The following is an 18,016-nucleotide window of genomic DNA, read 5'->3' on the forward strand; positions in this document are numbered from 1 at the left end:
CTACGGGAAGTTAGACGACCAGTGGCTCCGCCTCGCAGCAACATTCCCAATCCAGGGCGCACGCTCCTCGCGCTGTTCGTGGTCATGGCGGCCCTCACCGGCGTGATGTTCCTGCAGGGCCAGCCCACCCCCAAGCTGGGGCTGGACCTGGCCGGCGGGACCACCGTCACGCTGACCGCCGCGACCGCCGACGGGCGCACCCCGCCCGCCACCCAGATGGACCAGGCCGTCAAGATCATGACCCAGCGGGTCAACGGTCTCGGCGTGTCGGACGCCGAGGTGGCCAAGCAGGGCTCCCGCAACATCGTGGTCAACGTGCCGGGTGAGGGGCAGGACCGCGTCGTCCAGCTGATCGGCACCACCGCCAAGCTGCAGTTCCGCCAGGTGTACGCGGTGGCCGACGGCAAGCCGATGGGGGCCGCCCCGCCCGCCCCCTCGCCGACGCCGTCCGCCAAGGACAAGAACTCGGGCAAGCCGAGCCCGTCGTCCAGCCCGTCGCCGTCGGGGTCGCCGAGCGCCTCGCCGACCGCGCGGGGCCGGGCGCTGTCGGAGGCCATGGCGGCGCCGACGCCCACGCCGTCGGGCAGCGCGTCGGCCAAGCCCTCGAGCCCGGCGTCGCCGAACCCGTCGCAGCTGCCGTCGCAGCTGGTCCCGCCGGGCGCCGCGGGCGGCGCGCCGGACTACACCGGCATCGGCGACAAGGCCGTGATCAAGCAGTTCGAGCAGCTCAACTGCTACGTGCCCGACAAGCGGGTGCCGGGGTCCAACGACCCCAACCGCAAGTGGGTGGCCGCCTGCGACCAGAAGGAGGAGCGGGGCCAGGTCGCCAAGTACATCATGGGCCCGGTCCGGGTGCTGGGCGAGCAGGTCTCCGACGCCTCCGCGATGCCCCCGGACTCCACCCAGGGGCAGAGCAGCTGGTGGGTCAGCCTGAAGTTCAAGTCCCAGGGCGCCCGCCAGTTCGGGCAGGCCACCACCGAGGCCTACCAGGCCTACCAGATGGACCAGTCCTCCCCGCGCTCGCAGATCGCGATCGTGCTGGACGGCCAGGTGGTGTCGGCGCCCAGCATCAGCAAGGGCGCGATCACCGGCGGCACCGCGCAGATCGACGGGCCGCCGGAGAGCTTCACCCAGACCTACGCCACCGACCTGGCCAACGTGCTCAAGTACGGCGCGCTGCCGCTGGAGTTCAAGCAGAGCTCGATCGACGAGGTGTCCTCCACGCTGGGCTCCGACCAGCTGCGCGGCGGCATGATCGCCGGCGCGATCGGGCTGGTCCTGGTGGTGCTGTACTGCCTGATGTACTACCGGGGCCTGGGGCTGGTGGCGGTCTCCAGCCTGATGGTGGCCACCGGGATCACCTACGTGTCGGTGGTGATCCTGGGCGAGAACATGGGGTTCCGGCTGTCGCTGCCGCACATCATCGGCCTCATCGTCTCCATCGGCATCACCGCCGACTCGTTCATCGTCTACTTCGAGCGATTGCGCGACGAACTGCGCGCGGGCCGTACGCTGCGGCCCTCGGTCGAGGTGGCGTGGAAGCGGGCGCGGCGCACCATCCTGGTCGCCGACGCGGTGACCTTCCTGGCCGCGCTGGTGCTGTACTTCCTGGCGGTCGGCGGGGTCCGGGGCTTCGCGTTCGCGATGGGCCTGACCACGCTGATCGACGTGATCGTGGTGTTCTTCTTCACCAAGCCGCTGGTGGGCCTGCTGTCGCGGACCAGGTTCTTCGGCCGCGGCCATCCGCTGTCGGGGCTGGACGCCTCGCGGCTGCGCAAGGCGACGACCCGTAACACGACCGGGTCGGCGAGGCCCGCGGCGCCCGGCCGGGCCACCGCGACCGCCGGCGCCGGTTCCGCCCGCTCGAAGAGCCCGAAGAGCCAGGAGGCCTGATGCTGGGGCTGCGCGCAGTCATCTCCCGGATCTACCGGGGCGAGATCAGCGCCGACATCGTCGGCAAGCCCAAGATCTGGTACTCCATCTCGGGGCTGCTGCTGGTGGTGTCCATCGCGGGCCTGCTCATCCAGGGCCTGAACTTCGGCGTGGAGTTCAAGGGCGGCTCGGTGTTCACCTTCAGCGCGCCCAGTTCCTCCATCGAGCAGGTGCGCGGCGCGGTGACCGGCGGCGGGGCGCACCAGGCGATCGTGCAGAAGGCCGGCGGCGACTGGCGGGTCACCACCGAGAGCCTCAGCTCCACCAAGGTGACCGACGTCAAGAAGAACGTCGCCGAGGAACTGAACGTCCCGGAGCAGAAGGTCAGCACCCAGGTGGTGGGGGCATCCTGGGGTGGCGAGATCTCGGAGAAGGCCTGGCAGGCGCTGCTGGTCTTCATGATCTTGATCATCGGCTATCTGTCCGTGGCGTTCGAGTGGCGGATGGCGCTGGCCGCCGTGGTCGCCCTGGTGCACGACCTGGTCATCACCGCGGGCGTGTACGCCTGGTCCGGGTTCGAGGTCACGCCCGCCACGCTGCTGGGCTTCCTGACCATCCTGGGCTATTCGCTGTACGACGCCGTGGTGGTGTTCGACATGATCAAGGAGGTCACCAAGCCGCTCGGCCCGACCTCCAAGATCACCTACAGTGAGGCGGCCAACCAGGCGCTCAGCAGCACCCTGGTGCGCTCGCTGAACACCTCGCTGGTGGCGATCCTGCCGGTCGCGGCGATCCTGTTCATCGGCACCACGCTGTTCGGCGCGGGCACGCTGAAGGACCTGTCGCTGTCGCTGTTCGTCGGCATGATCGTGGGCACCTACTCCTCGATCTGCGTGGCCACCCCGCTGCTGGTCCAGCTCAAGGAGCGCGAGCCCAAGTACCGCGAGCTGCGGGCCAACATCGCGCGCCGGGAGAGCAGCGCCAAGCGGCAGGCCAAGGCGGCCAAGGCCGAGGCCGCGGTCACCGTCGGCCGGGGCGGCGGCGCCAAGGACGAAGACGACGACCCCGAGCCGGTCGACGACGCCCCGGACGAGGACGTCCGGGCCTCGGTGACCGTGCGCAAGGTCGTCCAGCAGGGGCCGCGGCAGCAGCCCAAGCGCGGCAGCCGGCAGCAGCGCCGGGGCAAGTAGCGTTCGAGTAGGCGGCGCCGCGGCGTCGGCGCGGCAGGCAGCGTATCGGCCGTGCCCACCGTCCCTCAGGGGGGCGGGGGCACGGCCGACGCATGACAGAAGTGAACAGGGAGCGCCAGTGGACCTCGACAAGCTGATCCGGGACCGGATCCGGGACGTGCCCGACTACCCCAAGCCGGGTGTGCTCTTCAAGGACATCACCCCGCTGCTGGCCGACCACGTCGCCTTCGCGGGCGTCGTGGACGCCATCGTCAACCACCACGGCCGCGGCACCGTCGACAAGATCGTCGGGATCGAGGCGCGCGGCTTCATCCTGGCCGCCCCGGTCGCCTACCACTTCGGTGCGGGTTTCGTACCGGTGCGGAAAAAGGGAAAGCTGCCCGCGAGGTCGTACGAGGAGACCTATGATCTCGAGTACGGGACCGAGACGATCGAGATGCACGCCGACGCGTTCGGTCCCGGTGACCGGGTACTGATCGTCGACGATGTCCTGGCCACCGGCGGTACCGCCCGCGCGGCCGCGGAGTTGGTCCGCCGGGCAGGCGGCGAAGTCGCCGGAATCTCGGTCCTGCTGGAGCTGTCGTTCTTGCATGGACGGGACAAGCTCGGGAATCTGGACGTTCATGCATTGGTTACGGTCTAGTACGAAATGGGTGGCGGATACACTGACGCCATCCGGTCCGGCGGGGGACGGGCGCATCCCGCGGGGCCAGGAGGGTCGTGCGTCCCGAGGTCCGAGGAGGCTGGGTGCCCGGTGAGGTGGTATCGACCGAAGCGGTGACCGAAACGGTGGCCGAAAGTAAGGCGGGCCCGGCGACGGAGCCGGGGACCAGGCGGGACGCGCGCGCGACCCGGGCCAGGGCCGCCGGTGGGGCCGCCACGCCGTCCGCCGCCGAGTCCGAGCCGGGCGAGGCGGACGAGTCCGACCGGCCCGCACAGGACGCCTCGGCCGCCGAAACCCAGGCCGCCACCAGCGGCTCCGGCCCTTCCGCCTCGGACGCCGCCGGGACGAAAGGGCCGACCGAAACCCCTCCCACCCCCTCCGCTCCGAAGACCCGGCCCGATGCCCAGTCCGAGTCCGAGTCCGAGTCCGAATCCGGGCCCACCGGAGGCTCCGCTTCCACGGGGAGCCCGCGAAGCAAGAGTCCGGGCGGTGAAGGTGCAAAGCCCGCCAAAGGGGCCAGAACGGCCGGAGAAGCCCGGCCGGCCGCGCGTGCGGGTACGGTGGCCAAAGGAACATCCGAACCCGGGCAGCGGGGGTCCGGAGGCACGTCCGGCGGCACCTCCGGTGGCCCGTCCGACGGCACGTCCAGGGCAGGCAGACCCGCAAGCCCCGCACAGCCCACGATTCCGCCGTCCGCCGCGCGGGTGCGCCGCAGGCTCGCCCGCCTTGGCTCGCAGCGCGGTCCCGCTATGAACCCGGTACTCGAACCACTGATCAAGACGGTCCGCAACACCCATCCGAAGGCGGACCTGCGGCTGATCGAGCGCGCCTACGACTGCGCCGCCCACTACCACCGCGACCAGAAGCGCAAGAGCGGCGACCCCTACATCACCCATCCGCTCGCGGTGTCCGCCATCCTCGCCGAACTCGGCATGAACACCGAGACGATCTGCGCCGCGCTGCTGCACGACACCGTCGAGGACACCCCCTACACGCTGGACGGGCTGAGCTCCGACTTCGGCGACGAGATCGCCGCGCTGGTCGACGGGGTGACCAAGCTCGACAAGGTCAAGTACGGCGAGGCGGCCGAGGCGGAGACCGTCCGCAAGATGGTCGTGGCGATGTCCCGCGACATCCGGGTGCTGGTGATCAAGCTCGCCGACCGGCTGCACAACATGCGGACGCTGCGCTACATGCCGCGGCACAAGCAGGAGAAGAAGGCCCGCGAGACGCTGGAGGTCTTCGCGCCGCTGGCCCACCGGCTGGGCATGAACACGCTGAAGTGGGAGCTGGAGGACCTCTCGTTCGCCACGCTGTACCCCAAGCGGTTCGACGAGATCGCCCGGCTGGTCGCCGAGCGCGCCCCGCGCCGCGACGACTTCCTGCAGGACGTGATCGAGAACGTGTCGACCGATCTGCGCGAGGCCAAGATCAAGGCCAGCGTGACCGGCCGGCCCAAGCACTACTACTCGATCTACCAGAAGATGATCGCCCGGGATGTCAGCTTCGACGACATCTACGACCTGGTCGGCATCCGGGTGCTGGTCGACAGCGTCCGCGACTGCTACGCCGCCCTCGGCTCGATCCACGCGCGATGGAACCCGGTCCCCGGCCGGTTCAAGGACTACATCGCGATGCCGAAGTTCAACATGTACCAGTCGCTGCACACGACCGTGATAGGGCCCGAGGGCAAGCCGGTCGAGCTGCAGATCCGCACCTGGGGCATGCACCGGCGGGCCGAGTACGGCGTCGCGGCGCACTGGAAGTACAAGGAGGAGACGGTCGGCGGCCGCAAGGCCGGTGACATGCAGTGGCTGCGGCAGCTGCTGGACTGGCAGAAGGAGACCGCCGACCCGGCCGAGTTCCTGGAGTCGCTGCGGTTCGACCTGTCGGTCTCGGAGGTCTTCGTCTTCACCCCCAAGGGCGATGTGATGGCCCTTCCGCAGGGGGCCACGCCGGTCGACTTCGCCTACGCCATCCACACCGAGGTCGGGCACCGATGTATCGGCGCCCGGGTCAACGGACGCCTCGTGCCGCTGGAGTCCACCCTCGACAACGGCGACACCGTGGAGGTCTTCACCTCCAAGTCCCAGGACGCCGGGCCCAGCCGCGACTGGCTCAACTTCGTCAAGAGCGCCCGCGCCCGCAACAAGATCAAGCACTGGTTCTCCAAGGAGCGGCGGGACACCGCGATCGAGTCCGGCAAGGACTCCATCGCCCGCGCGATGCGCAAGCAGAACATGCCGCTGCAGCGGATGATGTCGGGGGAGGCGCTGCTGGCCCTGGCCCGCGACATGCGCTACCCGGACGTCTCCTCGCTGTACGCCGCCGTCGGCGAGGGCCACATCTCCGCGCAGAACGTCGTCCAGCGGCTGGTGGAGGCCCTGGGCGGGGTGGAGAGCGCAGACGAGGACCTGGCCGAGATCGCGCTGCCCACCAAGCGCAAGCGGACCCGCACCACCGGCGACCCGGGCGTCGTCGTCGCGGGCGACCGCGACGTGTGGGTGCGGCTGTCGCGGTGCTGCACACCGGTGCCCGGCGACGACATCGTCGGCTTCGTGACCCGCGGCCACGGGGTGTCGGTGCACCGCGCCGACTGCGCCAACGTGGCCAGCCTGAAGACCCAGCCCGACCGGCTGATCGACGTCAAGTGGTCGCCCGGGGAGGACTCGGTCTTCCTGGTCGCCATCCAGGTGGAGGCGCTCGACCGCCCCCGGCTGCTGTCGGACGTGACGCGGGTGCTGTCCGACCAGCACGTCAACATCCTGTCCGCCTCGGTCACCACCACGCGCGACCGGGTCGCCGTCAGCCGCTTCACCTTCGAGATGGGCGACCCGAAGCATCTGGGGCACGTCCTGAAGGCGGTCCGGTCGATCGACGGCGTGTACGACGTCTACCGCGTCACCAGCGGCACCCACCGCTGACCCTCCGGGCCGACGGAGAAGGGCCGGCCCCGGCGGGACCGGCCCTTTCTCAGGCGCTCGTGATCATTCCTCGGCGCCGTCCTCGGGAAGCACGTCGACGCCGGCCTCCTTGCGCTGCTCCGCGCTGATGGACGTGGGCGCGCCGGTCAGCGGGTCGTGGCCGGAGGCGGCCTTCGGGAAGGCGATCACATCGCGGATGGTGTCCACCCCGGCCAGCAGCATGACCAGGCGGTCCCAGCCGAACGCGATGCCGCCGTGCGGGGGCGGGCCGTACTTGAACGCCTCCAGCAGGAACCCGAACTTGGACTCGGCCTCCTCCTTCGACAGCCCCAGCGCGTCGAACACCCGCTGCTGCATCTCGGCGCGGTGGATACGGATGGACCCGCCGCCGATCTCGTTGCCGTTGCAGACGATGTCGTAGGCGTCCGCCAGGGCCTCGCCGGGCCGGTCCTGGAAGTCGTCGGCGTACTCGGGCTTGGGCGCGGTGAACGGGTGGTGCACCGGCGTCCAGCCGATCTGCTCGCCGTCGGCGTCCTCGGCGGGCTCGAACACCGGGGCGTCCACCACCCAGCAGAACTCCCACGCCGACTCGTCGATCAGCCCGCGGCGGCGGCCGATCTCGAGCCGGGCGGCGCCCAGCAGCTCGCGCATCGCGTGCGGCTTGCCGGCCGCGAAGAAGATCGCGTCACCGGGGGCGGCGCCGACCTTCGCGGCCAGCCCGGCCTTCTCCTCCTCGGAGAGGTTCTTGGCGACCGGGCCGCCCAGCGAGCCGTCCTCCTGGACGAGCACGTAGGCCAGGCCGCGGGCGCCGCGCGCCTTGGCCCAGTCCTGCCAGCCGTCCAGCTCCTTGCGGGTCTGGGACGCCCCGCCCGGCATGACCACGGCGCCGACGTAGGGGGCCTGGAAGACGCGGAACGAGGTGCCGGAGAAGTAGCCGGTCAGCTCGGTCAGCTCATTGCCGAAGCGCAGGTCGGGCTTGTCGGAGCCGAACCGGGACATGGCCTCGGCGTAGGTCATGCGGGGGATCGGCCGGGGGATCTCGTAGCCGACGATCTCCTTCCACAGCCGGGCCACCAGGTCCTCGGCGACCCGGAGCACGTCCTCCTGCTCCGCGAACGACATCTCGATGTCGATCTGGGTGAACTCCGGCTGCCGGTCGGCGCGGGAGTCCTCGTCCCGGTAGCAGCGGGCGATCTGGTAGTAGCGCTCCAGGCCGGAGACCATCAGCAGCTGCTTGAACAGCTGGGGGGACTGCGGGAGGGCGTACCAGTGGCCGGGCTTGAGCCGCACCGGGACCAGGAAGTCGCGGGCGCCCTCGGGCGTGGAGCGGGTCAGCGTCGGGGTCTCGACGTTGACGAAGCCGTGCTCGCGCATGACCTCGTGCACCAGGAAGGACCCCTCGGAGCGCACCCGCATCGCCCTGGCGACGGCGTCGCGGCGGATGTCGAGGTAGCGGTACTTGAGCCGGACCTCCTCGTTGACGTTGACGTCGCCCTCGATCGGGAACGGCAGCGGCGCCGCCTCCGAGAGCACCTCGATGTCGGCGGCGGCGACCTCGATGCCGCCGGTGGGCAGCTCGGGGTTCTCGTTGCCGGCGGGCCGCACCCGCACCTCGCCGGTGATCTTGACGCAGAACTCCGACCGCAGGTCGTGCGCGGTGTCCTCCTCCCTGAACACCACCTGGGCGGTGCCGGAGGCGTCGCGCAGGTCGATGAACGTGACGCCGCCGTGGTCGCGGCGGCGGGCCACCCAGCCGGCCAGCGTGACCTGCTGCCCGGCATGCTCCTTGCGGAGCGTCCCCGCCTCGTGCGAGCGGATCATTAAGAAAGCCTTTCCTTCAACGTGGAGACGATCTGGGGGAGCGGCACGGCGGCCTGGTCGCCGCCTTCCAGGTCCTTCACCTGCGCGGACCCGGCGGTGATATCTCGCTCGCCCAGGATGATCGCGTAGCGGGCCCCGGACCGGTCGGCGTCCTTCATGGCGCCCTTGAGCTTCTTGCCGCCGTAGGCCATGTCGGCGGCGATCCCGGCCCCGCGCAGCTCGTTCACCAGCGTGAAGACCGTCCGCTGGGCCTCCTCGCCGAGTGCGACGCCGAACACCTGGCAGCGCGGCGGGGCGGTGAAGGCGGCGCCCTCGGCCTCCAGTGCCAGGACGGTGCGGTCGAGGCCGAGCCCGAACCCGATCCCGGGCAGCGGCGGGCCGCCGATGTCCTCCGACAGCCCGTCGTAGCGGCCGCCGCCGCCGATGCCCGACTGGGAGCCCAGCAGCGGGTGGTCGAACTCGTAGGTGGTACGGGTGTAGTAGTCCAGCCCGCGCACCAGGGTCGGGGTGTCCTCCCAGGGGATGTCCAGGTCGGCGAGCAGCTCGCGGACCCGGTCGTGGTGGGCCTTGCACTCCCCGCACAGGTGGTCGGCCATCAGCGGGGCCCCCTCGACCTGGGCGCGCACCCCGGGGCGCTTGTCGTCCAGCACCCGCAGCGGGTTGATCTCGATCCGCTCCCGGGTGGGCTCGTCCAGGTCGAGGCCGCGCAGGAACTCCTGCAGCCGGGTGCGGTAGGCGGGACGGCACTCCTTGCAGCCCAGCGAGTTCAGCAGCAGCCGGACCCGGGTGAGGCCGAGGGAGCGGTACCAGTTCCAGGCGAGCGCGATGGTCTCGGCGTCGACCTGCGGGTCCTCGCTGCCGATCGCCTCCAGGTCGAGCTGGTAGAACTGCCGGTAGCGGCCCTGCTGCGGGCGTTCGGCGCGGAACGCCGGGCCGGTCGTCCAGATCTTGACCGGTAGCGCGCCCTGCTTGTGCAGGCCGTGCTCCAGCACCGACCGCAGCACCCCGGCGGTGAACTCCGGACGCAGCGTCAGCGACCGGCCGCCGCGGTCCTCGAAGGTGTACATCTCCTTGCTGACCACGTCGGTGGACTCCCCGACGCCCCGCTTGAAGAGATTGGTGTCCTCGAAGACCGCGAGCTCCAGGTAGCCGTATCCGGCCAGCCTGGCCTGCTCGGCGAACGCCTGGCGGATGGCCGAGAACAGGTCCGCGCGCGGCGGGACGTATTCGCTGACCCCCTTGGGGGCCTGAAAAGTCGAACTCATGATCGTTAGGTCAGAATCCCTGTCGAGGACCGTCTGCCGGCACCGTTCCGCCGTCGTGGGGGGAGGACCCCCCTGAATCCCCTCGCGACAGATCTGCGAGGAACGGATTGGTGGCGCGCTCGCGGCCGATGGTGGTCTGCTGGCCGTGCCCGGGCAGGACGACGGTCTGGTCGGGCAGCGTCAGGCACACCCGGGACAGGCTGCCGAGGATCTCCTCGTAGGACCCGCCCGGCAGGTCGGTGCGCCCGATCGACCCCGCGAACAGCAGGTCCCCGGAGAACATCACGTCGGGGATCTCGCCGGCGGGCGGCGTCCGGAACGTCACCGACCCGGGCGTGTGCCCCGGCGCGTGATCGACGGTGATGGTCAGCCCGGCCAGCCGCAGCGCGGCTCCGTCGGACAGCTCGCGCACCTCGTCCGGCTCCGCCAGCTCGAGCCCGCCGAACAGCTGCTGGCCCGCGTTCAGCGACAGGCCCTTGGCCGGATCGGTGAGCAGGTCCCGGTCGTCCGGATGGATGTAGGCGGGGACGTCCCTGGCGCCGCAGACCGGCGCGACCGACCAGACATGGTCGAGATGGCCGTGGGTGAGCAGCACCGCGACCGGCTTGAGCCGGTGCTCGCGCAGCAGCTCCTCGATCCCGGCCTCGGCGTCCTGGCCCGGATCGATGATGACGCACTCCTCCCCCGCGGCGGGGGCCACGACGTAGCAGTTCGCGGCGAACGATCCGGCGGGGAACCCGGCGACGAGCACGGTCGTCCTTCCTTCAGGCCATGGTGCGGCGACGTACTTCCTCAACGCGTCCCGGAAGCCTTTCCTGGAACTTCGCTGGAAGAAGCCGTATGGGTGCGATGCGCCGTGGCCGGGCCACACCCGGCCAATCGCGCGGTGCCTTCGAGGGTACCGGCGGGGCCGTGGCCACCGCGAACGAGATCCGCCCATCGCCGTGTCGGGTCGGCGGCGGGGACCCGGGGCGCGGCGCCGGGCCGGTGCGGACCGGCGGCGGCGGACCCGCGGGTAGCCGGGGACCGCTACTATGCGCTGCACGTTCACCTGATCTGATCACACCGGAGGCTAGGCACGTGGCGGGGAAGGACCGCAAGAAGGAGCTCGCTCGGCAGCGGTACGAGCGGCAGCAGGCGCGCAGGCGGGCACAGGAGGCCCGCGCCCGCCGCATCCGGATCATCGGATCGGTGACCCTGGTCGCGATCGTCGCGGGCAGCGGTGCCGGCGTGGTGGCCCTGATGAGCAAGGACGACGCGTCCAACGCCGAGGAGCCGCAGCCCAAGGCCGGCGACTGCTCTTACACGCCGGCGGCGCAGGAGGCCAAGGCGCCCAAGGACGTGGGCCGGCCTGACGCCAAGCCCCAGTACAAGGGACCGGTCAACGCGACGATCAAGACCAGCCAGGGCGACGTGGGGATCGAGCTGGACGGCGCCAAGGCCCCGTGCACCACGAACTCCTTCGTCTTCCTGGCGGCGAAGAAGTTCTTCGAGAAGACCTCGTGCCACCGGCTCTCCACCGGCGAGGGGCTGAAGATGCTGCAGTGCGGCGACCCGACCGGCACCGGCACCGGCGGCCCGGGCTACCAGTTCGCCGACGAGAACCTCGCGGGCGCCAAGTACACCAAGGGAACCCTCGCCATGGCCAACTCCGGCCCCGGTACCAACGGCAGCCAGTTCTTCCTCGTGTACGGAGACTCGCAGCTGCAGCCGAACTACACGGTGTTCGGCAAGATCACGTCGGGTCTGGACAAGCTGGAGAAGGTCGCCAAGGGCGGCATCAGCAAGCCCGGCGACGACGGCACGGGGGAGCCGAAGAAGAAGGTGACGATCCAGAGCGTCGCGATCGCCGGGAATTAGGCGAACGGGATACTAAGGTGTGGAGGGTCCGGTGGTTGTGAACCTGATCGGGCCCGTGATTCAGGAGGCAAGGGTGTCCAGCGCGACCGATCCCTGGGGCCGGGTGGACGAGGACGGCACCGTCTACGTCAAGACGTCCGACGGCGAGCGCGTAGTGGGTTCCTGGCAGGCCGGTGCACCGGAGGAGGCCCTGGCCTACTTCAAGCGCAAGTACGACGCGCTGGCCACCGAGATCGGCCTCCTGGAACAGCGCCTGCGCACCACCGACCTGCAGCCCTCCCAGGCCCAGCAGAGCATCTCCCGGCTGCGCGAGGCGGTCGCCGACGCGCACGCCGTCGGCGACCTCGACAGCCTGCTCCGGCGGCTGGACGGCCTCACCGAGCAGGTCGGCCGCCGCCGCGAGGAGGTCAAGGCCCAGCGCGAGCACGCCCGGCACGAGGCCCGCGAGATCAAGGAGCGGATCGTCGCCGAGGCGGAGCGGATCGCCGCCGAGGAGACGCACTGGAAGAACGGCGGCGAGCGGCTGCGCCGGCTGGTGGAGGAGTGGAAGTCCGCCGACCGGATCGACCGTCCCACCGAGACCGCGCTGTGGAAGCGCCTGTCGGCCGCCCGCAACGCCTTCACCAAGCGCCGCAAGGTCTACTTCGCGACCCTGGACGACCAGCGCGAGGAGGCCCGGCGGGAGAAGGAGCGGCTGGTCGCCGAGGCCGAGGCGATGAGCGGCTCCACCGACTGGGGCGAGACCGCCGCGGCCTACCGCGACCTGATGCGCCGCTGGAAGATGGCCGGGCGCGCCTCCCGTGACACCGAGGAGGACCTGTGGGCCCGGTTCAAGGGCGCCCAGGACATCTTCTTCGCCGCCCGTTCCGCCGCGTTCGCCGAGCGGGACGCCGAGCTGCGGGTGCACGCCGAGGAGAAGGAGAAGATCCTCGCCGAGGCGGAGCGGCTGCTGCCGGTGCGGGACCTCCGGCAGGCGCGGCAGGCGCTGCGCGCGATCCAGGAGCGGTGGGAGGCCGCCGGACCGGTGCCGCGCGACCAGCGCGACCGGCTGGAGGGCCGGCTCCGCAAGATCGAGGAGACGGTGCGCGGGGCCGAGGACAAGGAGTGGCGGCGCACCAACCCCGAGGCGCGGGCCCGCGCCGAGGCGACGGTGGTGCAGCTGCGCGGCTTGATCGAGAAGCTCGAGAGGGACCTGGAGAAGGCCCGCGACTCGGGCCGCGACAAGGCCGTCAAGGACGCCGAGGAGGCGCTGACGGCCCGCCGCGCCTGGCTGGAGGAGGCCGAGCGCACGCTCGCCGAGTTCTCCTGATCCTCGCCCCGCCGGTTCCCTCGCCCTGCCGGACCCCCGCTCCCGGTGGTGGTGCTATCTTCCCGCCGCGGACGGCTCGGAGGCACGGCCCAGGAAGGCCAGCAGGCGGGTCTGCTCGTCGGCGCCGCGCGGCGGCGGCAGCGCCGGTCCAAGCCGTCCGTCCCTGCGCAGGTCGGCGGCCACCACCTGGGCCGTCGCGAACGCGTGATGCACCAGGTCGGCGTCCAGCCGGGTCGGCTGCCCGGTGGCTCGGGCCAGGTCCCAGGAGTGCACCAGCGGCTCCAGCACGCTGGCGCCCAGGAAGTCGATCAGCGGCAGCTCGCCCAGCGTCCCGAACGGGATCGGCCGGCGCAGCGCCTCCGGCGTGAGCGCGGCGTCGCACTCCTTGCGCGCCGTCCGCCAGGACAGCAGCGCGTCCCCGGAGGCGAACCGGGCGGGCTCGCCGGTCGTGTCCGGCGCCGGCCGGCCGGTGGCCAGCGCCAGGATCGCGTACTGGCCCGCGATGACGTGCCCGGTCACATCCCGGGCGGTCCACCCCGAGCAGGGCGAGGGCGCGGACCACCGGTCGCCGGGCACGCCGCCGATCATGCTCTCGAAGAGATCCAGTGCCCGGTGGTACCCGCTGAGGTTCTGAGCCATGGTGGCCAGTGACCCGCGAACGGCGTTCGGTGTCAAGCGGTATCGGAAGGTTGCCCTCAGACGGGGGCGGAGCCGCGCTGCCGGAGCATGTCGGTCATGAGCGTGATCTCTGACTCCTGGCCGTTCACCATGGTCCGGGCCAGCGCCCGCACGCGCGCGTGGTCGGTGCGCTCCAGGACGGCCCGGGCCATCGCCACCCCGGCTCGATGATGGGTGATCATCAGCTGCAGGAACCGCACCTCCGCGTCCCGTCCGGACGCCTTCTCCAGCCGGTCCAGCTGCTCGCGGGTCGCCATCCCCGGCATGGCCGCCGTGCCGCCGGGCGGGGCCGCCCCGGACCCGCCGTGGCCGCCGTGGCCCTTCATCCAGCGCATGGGCCCCGCCGGGTCGGTCTTGGGCAGCTCCCACTCGTCCAGCCACGCGGTCATCATGCCGATCTGGGCGGACTGGGTGTTGATGATGTCGTAGGCCAGCAACCGGACCCGCTCGTCCTCCGTGCGGTCCCGGACGATGAACGACATCCGCACCGCCTGGGCGTGGTGGACGCTCATGTCCCGCGCGAACCCCGCCTCCGGCCCGTCGTCGCCCGGCCGCCCCGACCGCAGGGCCGAGATCGCGACCAGGACCGCGGCGACGATCAGGACCAGCACCGCGAGGACGACGGTGACCCGCCGCCCCCGCGGTGCCCGTCCGGCCGGCGTGTCGCCGCCTGTCACGGGGTGTTCTTCGCGCCGTTGCAGGCGGCGCCGGGCTCGGGCGTCTGCTTCCCCTTGACATAGGTGCGCAGGAAGGTGTCCACCCGGGCGTCGGAGGCGTTCTGGAGCTTGAGCTGCTTGCCCCAGGCGGTCAGGACGACCGGAGAGTCCTGGCCGGAGTGGGGGCTCATGAGCGTGTAGTCGGTGTTCTCCACCTTGCCGCTCAGCTTCTCGATCTGGTCGGGGGGCAGGCCGGGCTTGTAGGTGATCCAGACGGCGCCGTGCTCCAGGGAGTGGACGGCGTTCTCGGCGCGGAGCTCGCGGTCGTAGACCCGGCCGTCGCAGTTCTGCCACATCGGGTCGTGGTCACCGCCCATGGGCGGTGTCGTGTCGTACTGGACGGGGTTGGTGGTGTGCCCCTGCTTGAGGCCGTCCTTCTCGACGAGGCCCTCGATCGAGGCGGCCGACGACGGGCGGCTCTGTACGAAGGCGAAGCCGATCGCGACGACCGCGACCAGGCCGACAACGGTGAAGAACGCGATGCTCCCCCAGGGCACCTGGCGCTGGTTGAGGACGCTGCGCTGCGCGCGGTTGCGTGCGCTCTTGGACATTCGGAACTCTCTCTCGGACTGCTGGGCTCGGAAACGGGCGGGTTCAGGACGCCGCGAGGCGTGGCCTCACGGCCGGTCCGTCACAGCCGGAGCACCTGCAGGGAGGAACGGGACAGAGCGAGGGGAGCCGGTAGGACCGGGGGAGCGAGGGCCCAGCCCGCACGCGGTGGGCGCCGCACACCCACCCGGCGCGGTTTCGCCGCCAGGGTCAGGGCCAGCAGACCCAGCAGCACCGCCAGGCACAGGCATTCCTCGGATGAGCGAAGCGGCGGCAGGTGGACCGGCTCGTCGAAGGACACGAGGTCCGGCGCGGCCGCCAGGCCTTGAGGATGGGCCGCCATCGCGTCGGCGGCTTCGGCCGGGACGCTCGTCTCGTGGGCGGTGCAGACCCGCAGCGGCGGCGTGTGCCCCAGCCCGTAGCTGAAGACGAGACCGGCCACCAGGAACAGCGCCATGAGCAGGCCTGCGGGCCCATGGCGCGGTCGCGGGGTCGTCCGGCCCACCGTCACGCTCCGATTCCACCTCCGGGCCAACCAACGCCGTGGACGGGCCGCAGAGTTCCCGTGAAGCCCGCAAACCGGGATACTAGCGGCGCCGGTGGACCGCCGGGGATGTCCGTCCGGCGAGATAGTGTCGGAGCGTGACCAGCAGGGGTGAACCGGGCCAGCCGGAGGGGCTTTTCGAACACCCGGGGGCGCCCGCGCCTCCGGCCGGCACGTCAAGCCCGGCCACCGCACCGGGCCCGGCCGCCGCATCGGCCCGGCCCGCGAGCACCGGGGCGCAGCAGCCCCTGGCCGTGCGGATGCGGCCGCGCGCGCTGGACGAGGTCGTCGGCCAGCAGCACCTCCTCGGCCCGGGCACGCCCATCCGCCAGCTCGTCGACCGCGACGTGCCCATGTCGCTGGTGCTGTGGGGCCCGCCCGGCACCGGCAAGACCACCCTGGCCACGGTCGTCAGCCATGTCACCGCCCGCCGCTTCGTGGAGGTCTCCGCGGTCAGCGACGGGGTCAAGCGGGTCCGCGCCGAGATCGACCTGGCCCGCCGCGAACTGGGCATGACCGGCCGGCAGACCGTGCTGTTCGTCGACGAGGTGCACCGCTTCAACAAGGCCCAGCAGGACGCGCTGCTGCCCGCCGTGGAGAACCGCTGGGTCTCCTTCATCGGCGCCACCACGGAGAACCCGTTCTTCTCGGTGATCAGCCCGCTGCTGTCCCGCTCGCTGCTGCTCACCCTGGAGCCGCTCGGCGAGGACGATCTGCGCGAGGTCGTCCGGCGCGCGCTGGCCGACGAGCGCGGGCTCGGCGGCCGGACCGGGCTGGAACCGGCCGCCGAGGACCACCTGATCAGGCTGGCGGGCGGCGACGCCCGCCGCACCCTCACCTACCTCGAGGCGGCCGCGCTGGTCGCCGACGACGGCGCGGCGATCGACGTGGACGTGCTGGAGAAGGCGGTCGACCGGGCCGCCGTCCGCTACGACCGCGAGGGCGACCAGCACTACGACGTCATCAGCGCGTTCATCAAGAGCATCCGCGGCAGCGACGTCGACGCCGCGCTGCACTACCTGGCCCGGATGATCGAGGCGGGCGAGGACCCCCGGTTCATCGCCCGCCGGCTGATCGTGCACGCCAGCGAGGACATCGGGATGGCCGACCCCACCGCGCTGCAGGCCGCGACGGCCGCGGCGCAGGCGGTGGAGTTCGTCGGGCTGCCCGAGGCGCGGATCAACCTGGCGCAGGCGGTGATCCACCTGTCCCTGGCGCCCAAGTCCAACGCGGTGATCATGGCGGTGGACGCGGCGATCGCGGACGTGAAGAAGGGCGATGCCGGGGCCGTCCCCGGGCACCTGCGGGACGCGCACTACAAGGGCGCGGCCAAGATCGGGCACGGCCAGGGCTACGAGTACGCCCACGATCATCCGGGCGGGGTCGTCCGGCAGCAGTACGCGCCCGACGCCGTGCACGGCCGCGAGTACTACCGGCCCACCCGGCACGGCGCGGAGGCCCGCTTCTCGGAGGTGCTGTCGCGCATCCGTTCCGTCCTGCGGGGCGGGAGCGGGCCGAAGGACACCTGAGCCGGGGCGGGGCGGGGCGGGGCGGGGCGGCGCCGGCGACGGATTCGATCTTTGCGACCGTTGCTCCCGCCCTCGGCCGCGCTCGCCCGATAATCTGCCTGGGGACACCCCGGGGCCGGGTCCACCGCCCGGTGGTCCGTCACCCGGCACGGCCGGGTTGGCCGCCCAGGGTAAGGTCTCTCTCCAGACCGCGCCCGGCGGCGCGACCCGGTCGTACGCCCGGCACGGCGATCAAGACTCAGCGAACCGACACACCGACCGAAGACGCAGCGGAACGGAAGCCCTGATGCTCACTGGTGGACAGCTGGCAGGCCTCATCGTGGCCGTGTTCTGGGCGGTGCTGGTCTCGTTCCTGGCCCTCACCCTGCTCAAGCTGGCCCGCGTCCTCAACGAGGCCGGCAAGGTCCTCTCCGAGATCGGCGACCAGGCGGTGCCGCTGATGGAGGACATGACCCGCACGGTGCGGCGCGCCAACGAGCAGCTCGGCCGCACCGACGTGATCACCAAGCAGGTCGCGGGCGTCACCCAGAACGTCTCCGCGGTCACCACCGTGATGACCTCGGTGGTGGGCGGGCCGCTGGTGAAGGCCGCGGCGTTCTCCTACGGGGTCCGCAAGGCCCTGGGCAGCCGCGCCGACGAGGCCCGCGAGAGCCGCGAGTCCGGCGAGACCCGCGAGCGGCGGTCCGGCGGCGGCTCGTCCCGGCCGCAGCTGCAGGCCCGTTCCGGAGGCAGGGGGCGCGGACGGTGAGACCCGCTCGAAGCGAGGCACAATGAGAAGACTGTTCTGGCTCTCGGTCGGCGCCGGCGCGGGGATCTACGCCACGCACCGGGTCAAGCGGCGGGTGGAGCGCCTCACGCGCACCTGGTCGCCCGAGGGCGTGGCGGCCCGCGCGGTGACCGCCGGGCAGGGCGCGGGCGACCGGTTGAGGAATTTCGCGCACGACGTGCGTACCGAGATGCAGGCACGTGAAGCCGAGCTCCGGGAGGCCGTCGAGATGGACCAGGCGCCGCCGGAGGCCGACGGCCTCGCGCGCCGCCGGGTCCTGCGCGCGCCGCGATACACGATCATCGACGACGACAAGGATGGGCACTGAT

General features: G+C 71.6%; 16 protein-coding genes. 9 read left to right on the forward strand and 7 right to left on the reverse strand.

The genetic code is table 11. The annotated features are described in order from the left end of the window. Positions 1-21: 21 nt before the first annotated feature. From secD to ABD340_RS35955, 4 genes are all read left to right on the forward strand, one after another. On the forward strand, positions 22-1,893 hold the full coding sequence (gene secD, locus ABD340_RS35940) for a protein translocase subunit SecD (protein ID WP_344595182.1): 1,872 nt from the start codon (positions 22-24) through the stop codon (positions 1,891-1,893). Further along, complete coding sequence (secF, locus tag ABD340_RS35945; RefSeq protein ID WP_344595183.1) at positions 1,893-3,062, forward strand: protein translocase subunit SecF; 1,170 nt, start codon at positions 1,893-1,895, stop codon at positions 3,060-3,062. The genes secD and secF overlap by 1 nt, the downstream gene beginning before the upstream one ends. 118 nt (positions 3,063-3,180) lie before the next feature. Then, positions 3,181-3,705: an adenine phosphoribosyltransferase gene (locus ABD340_RS35950; protein ID WP_344595185.1), complete on the forward strand. Its 525-nt coding sequence runs from the start codon at positions 3,181-3,183 to the stop codon at positions 3,703-3,705. 770 nt (positions 3,706-4,475) lie between these two features. After that, entirely contained in the window at positions 4,476-6,650 is a 2,175-nt protein-coding gene (locus ABD340_RS35955; RefSeq protein ID WP_344595186.1) for a RelA/SpoT family protein, read from the forward strand. A gap of 63 nt (positions 6,651-6,713) precedes the next feature. On the opposite strand, the gene aspS is transcribed toward ABD340_RS35955, so the two are convergent. The 3 genes from aspS to ABD340_RS35970 are packed head-to-tail and all read right to left on the reverse strand — an operon-like array spanning position 6,714 to position 10,487. Further along, entirely contained in the window at positions 6,714-8,471 is a 1,758-nt protein-coding gene (aspS, locus tag ABD340_RS35960; RefSeq protein WP_344595187.1) for an aspartate--tRNA ligase, read from the reverse strand. Then, complete coding sequence (hisS, locus tag ABD340_RS35965; protein ID WP_344595188.1) at positions 8,471-9,736, reverse strand: histidine--tRNA ligase; 1,266 nt, start codon at positions 9,734-9,736, stop codon at positions 8,471-8,473. Before hisS ends, aspS begins: the two co-directional genes overlap by 1 nt. A 10-nt stretch (positions 9,737-9,746) precedes the next feature. After that, positions 9,747-10,487, reverse strand: coding sequence for an MBL fold metallo-hydrolase (locus ABD340_RS35970; protein WP_344595190.1), 741 nt, complete (start codon positions 10,485-10,487; stop codon positions 9,747-9,749). Between the two features lie 329 nt (positions 10,488-10,816). On the opposite strand from ABD340_RS35970, the gene ABD340_RS35975 reads away from it, so the two are divergent. Beyond that, positions 10,817-11,596: a peptidylprolyl isomerase gene (locus ABD340_RS35975; RefSeq protein ID WP_344595192.1), complete on the forward strand. Its 780-nt coding sequence runs from the start codon at positions 10,817-10,819 to the stop codon at positions 11,594-11,596. Between the two features lie 73 nt (positions 11,597-11,669). Then, complete coding sequence (locus ABD340_RS35980) at positions 11,670-12,905, forward strand: DUF349 domain-containing protein (protein WP_344595193.1); 1,236 nt, start codon at positions 11,670-11,672, stop codon at positions 12,903-12,905. Between the two features lie 54 nt (positions 12,906-12,959). On the opposite strand, the gene ABD340_RS35985 is transcribed toward ABD340_RS35980, so the two are convergent. The 4 genes from ABD340_RS35985 to ABD340_RS36000 all read right to left on the reverse strand — a co-directional run bounded on the left by ABD340_RS35985 (position 12,960) and on the right by ABD340_RS36000 (position 15,359). After that, on the reverse strand, positions 12,960-13,544 hold the full coding sequence (locus ABD340_RS35985; protein WP_344595194.1) for a TIGR03086 family metal-binding protein: 585 nt from the start codon (positions 13,542-13,544) through the stop codon (positions 12,960-12,962). 56 nt (positions 13,545-13,600) lie between these two features. After that, positions 13,601-14,260, reverse strand: a complete 660-nt coding sequence (locus ABD340_RS35990; protein WP_344595195.1) for a DUF305 domain-containing protein — start codon at positions 14,258-14,260, stop codon at positions 13,601-13,603. Continuing rightward, complete coding sequence (locus ABD340_RS35995) at positions 14,257-14,850, reverse strand: thioredoxin-like domain-containing protein (protein WP_344595197.1); 594 nt, start codon at positions 14,848-14,850, stop codon at positions 14,257-14,259. The genes ABD340_RS35990 and ABD340_RS35995 overlap by 4 nt, the downstream gene beginning before the upstream one ends. Positions 14,851-14,930: 80 nt before the next feature. Continuing rightward, entirely contained in the window at positions 14,931-15,359 is a 429-nt protein-coding gene (locus ABD340_RS36000) for a hypothetical protein (RefSeq protein WP_344595199.1), read from the reverse strand. A gap of 293 nt (positions 15,360-15,652) precedes the next feature. On the opposite strand from ABD340_RS36000, the gene ABD340_RS36005 reads away from it, so the two are divergent. From ABD340_RS36005 to ABD340_RS36015, 3 genes are all read left to right on the forward strand, one after another. Next, a complete protein-coding gene (locus ABD340_RS36005) occupies positions 15,653-16,921 on the forward strand; it encodes a replication-associated recombination protein A (RefSeq protein ID WP_344595250.1) in 1,269 nt (422 codons plus the stop codon). Positions 16,922-17,207: 286 nt separating this feature from the next. Beyond that, positions 17,208-17,669: a DUF948 domain-containing protein gene (locus ABD340_RS36010; protein ID WP_344595200.1), complete on the forward strand. Its 462-nt coding sequence runs from the start codon at positions 17,208-17,210 to the stop codon at positions 17,667-17,669. 22 nt (positions 17,670-17,691) lie between these two features. Beyond that, entirely contained in the window at positions 17,692-18,015 is a 324-nt protein-coding gene (locus tag ABD340_RS36015; RefSeq protein WP_344595201.1) for a hypothetical protein, read from the forward strand. Position 18,016: the final 1 nt, after the last annotated feature.

Origin of the sequence: Actinomadura vinacea, from assembly GCF_039532545.1 — a bacterium.
In the GTDB taxonomy this organism is placed as follows: Bacteria; Actinomycetota; Actinomycetes; order Streptosporangiales; family Streptosporangiaceae; genus Spirillospora; species Spirillospora vinacea.

What these genes read in the sequence shown, in the direction of transcription:
- hisS (WP_344595188.1), bottom strand. Translation starts at nt 9,736, where the DNA reads ATGAGTTCGACTTTTCAGGCCCCCAAGGGGGTCAGCGAATACGTCCCG.
- ABD340_RS35995 (WP_344595197.1), bottom strand. Translation starts at nt 14,850, where the DNA reads ATGTCCAAGAGCGCACGCAACCGCGCGCAGCGCAGCGTCCTCAACCAG.
- aspS (WP_344595187.1), bottom strand. Translation starts at nt 8,471, where the DNA reads ATGATCCGCTCGCACGAGGCGGGGACGCTCCGCAAGGAGCATGCCGGG.
- ABD340_RS36005 (WP_344595250.1), top strand. Translation starts at nt 15,653, where the DNA reads ATGCGGCCGCGCGCGCTGGACGAGGTCGTCGGCCAGCAGCACCTCCTC.
- secF (WP_344595183.1), top strand. Translation starts at nt 1,893, where the DNA reads ATGCTGGGGCTGCGCGCAGTCATCTCCCGGATCTACCGGGGCGAGATC.
- ABD340_RS35955 (WP_344595186.1), top strand. Translation starts at nt 4,476, where the DNA reads ATGAACCCGGTACTCGAACCACTGATCAAGACGGTCCGCAACACCCAT.
- ABD340_RS35985 (WP_344595194.1), bottom strand. Translation starts at nt 13,544, where the DNA reads ATGGCTCAGAACCTCAGCGGGTACCACCGGGCACTGGATCTCTTCGAG.
- ABD340_RS36010 (WP_344595200.1), top strand. Translation starts at nt 17,208, where the DNA reads ATGCTCACTGGTGGACAGCTGGCAGGCCTCATCGTGGCCGTGTTCTGG.
- ABD340_RS36015 (WP_344595201.1), top strand. Translation starts at nt 17,692, where the DNA reads ATGAGAAGACTGTTCTGGCTCTCGGTCGGCGCCGGCGCGGGGATCTAC.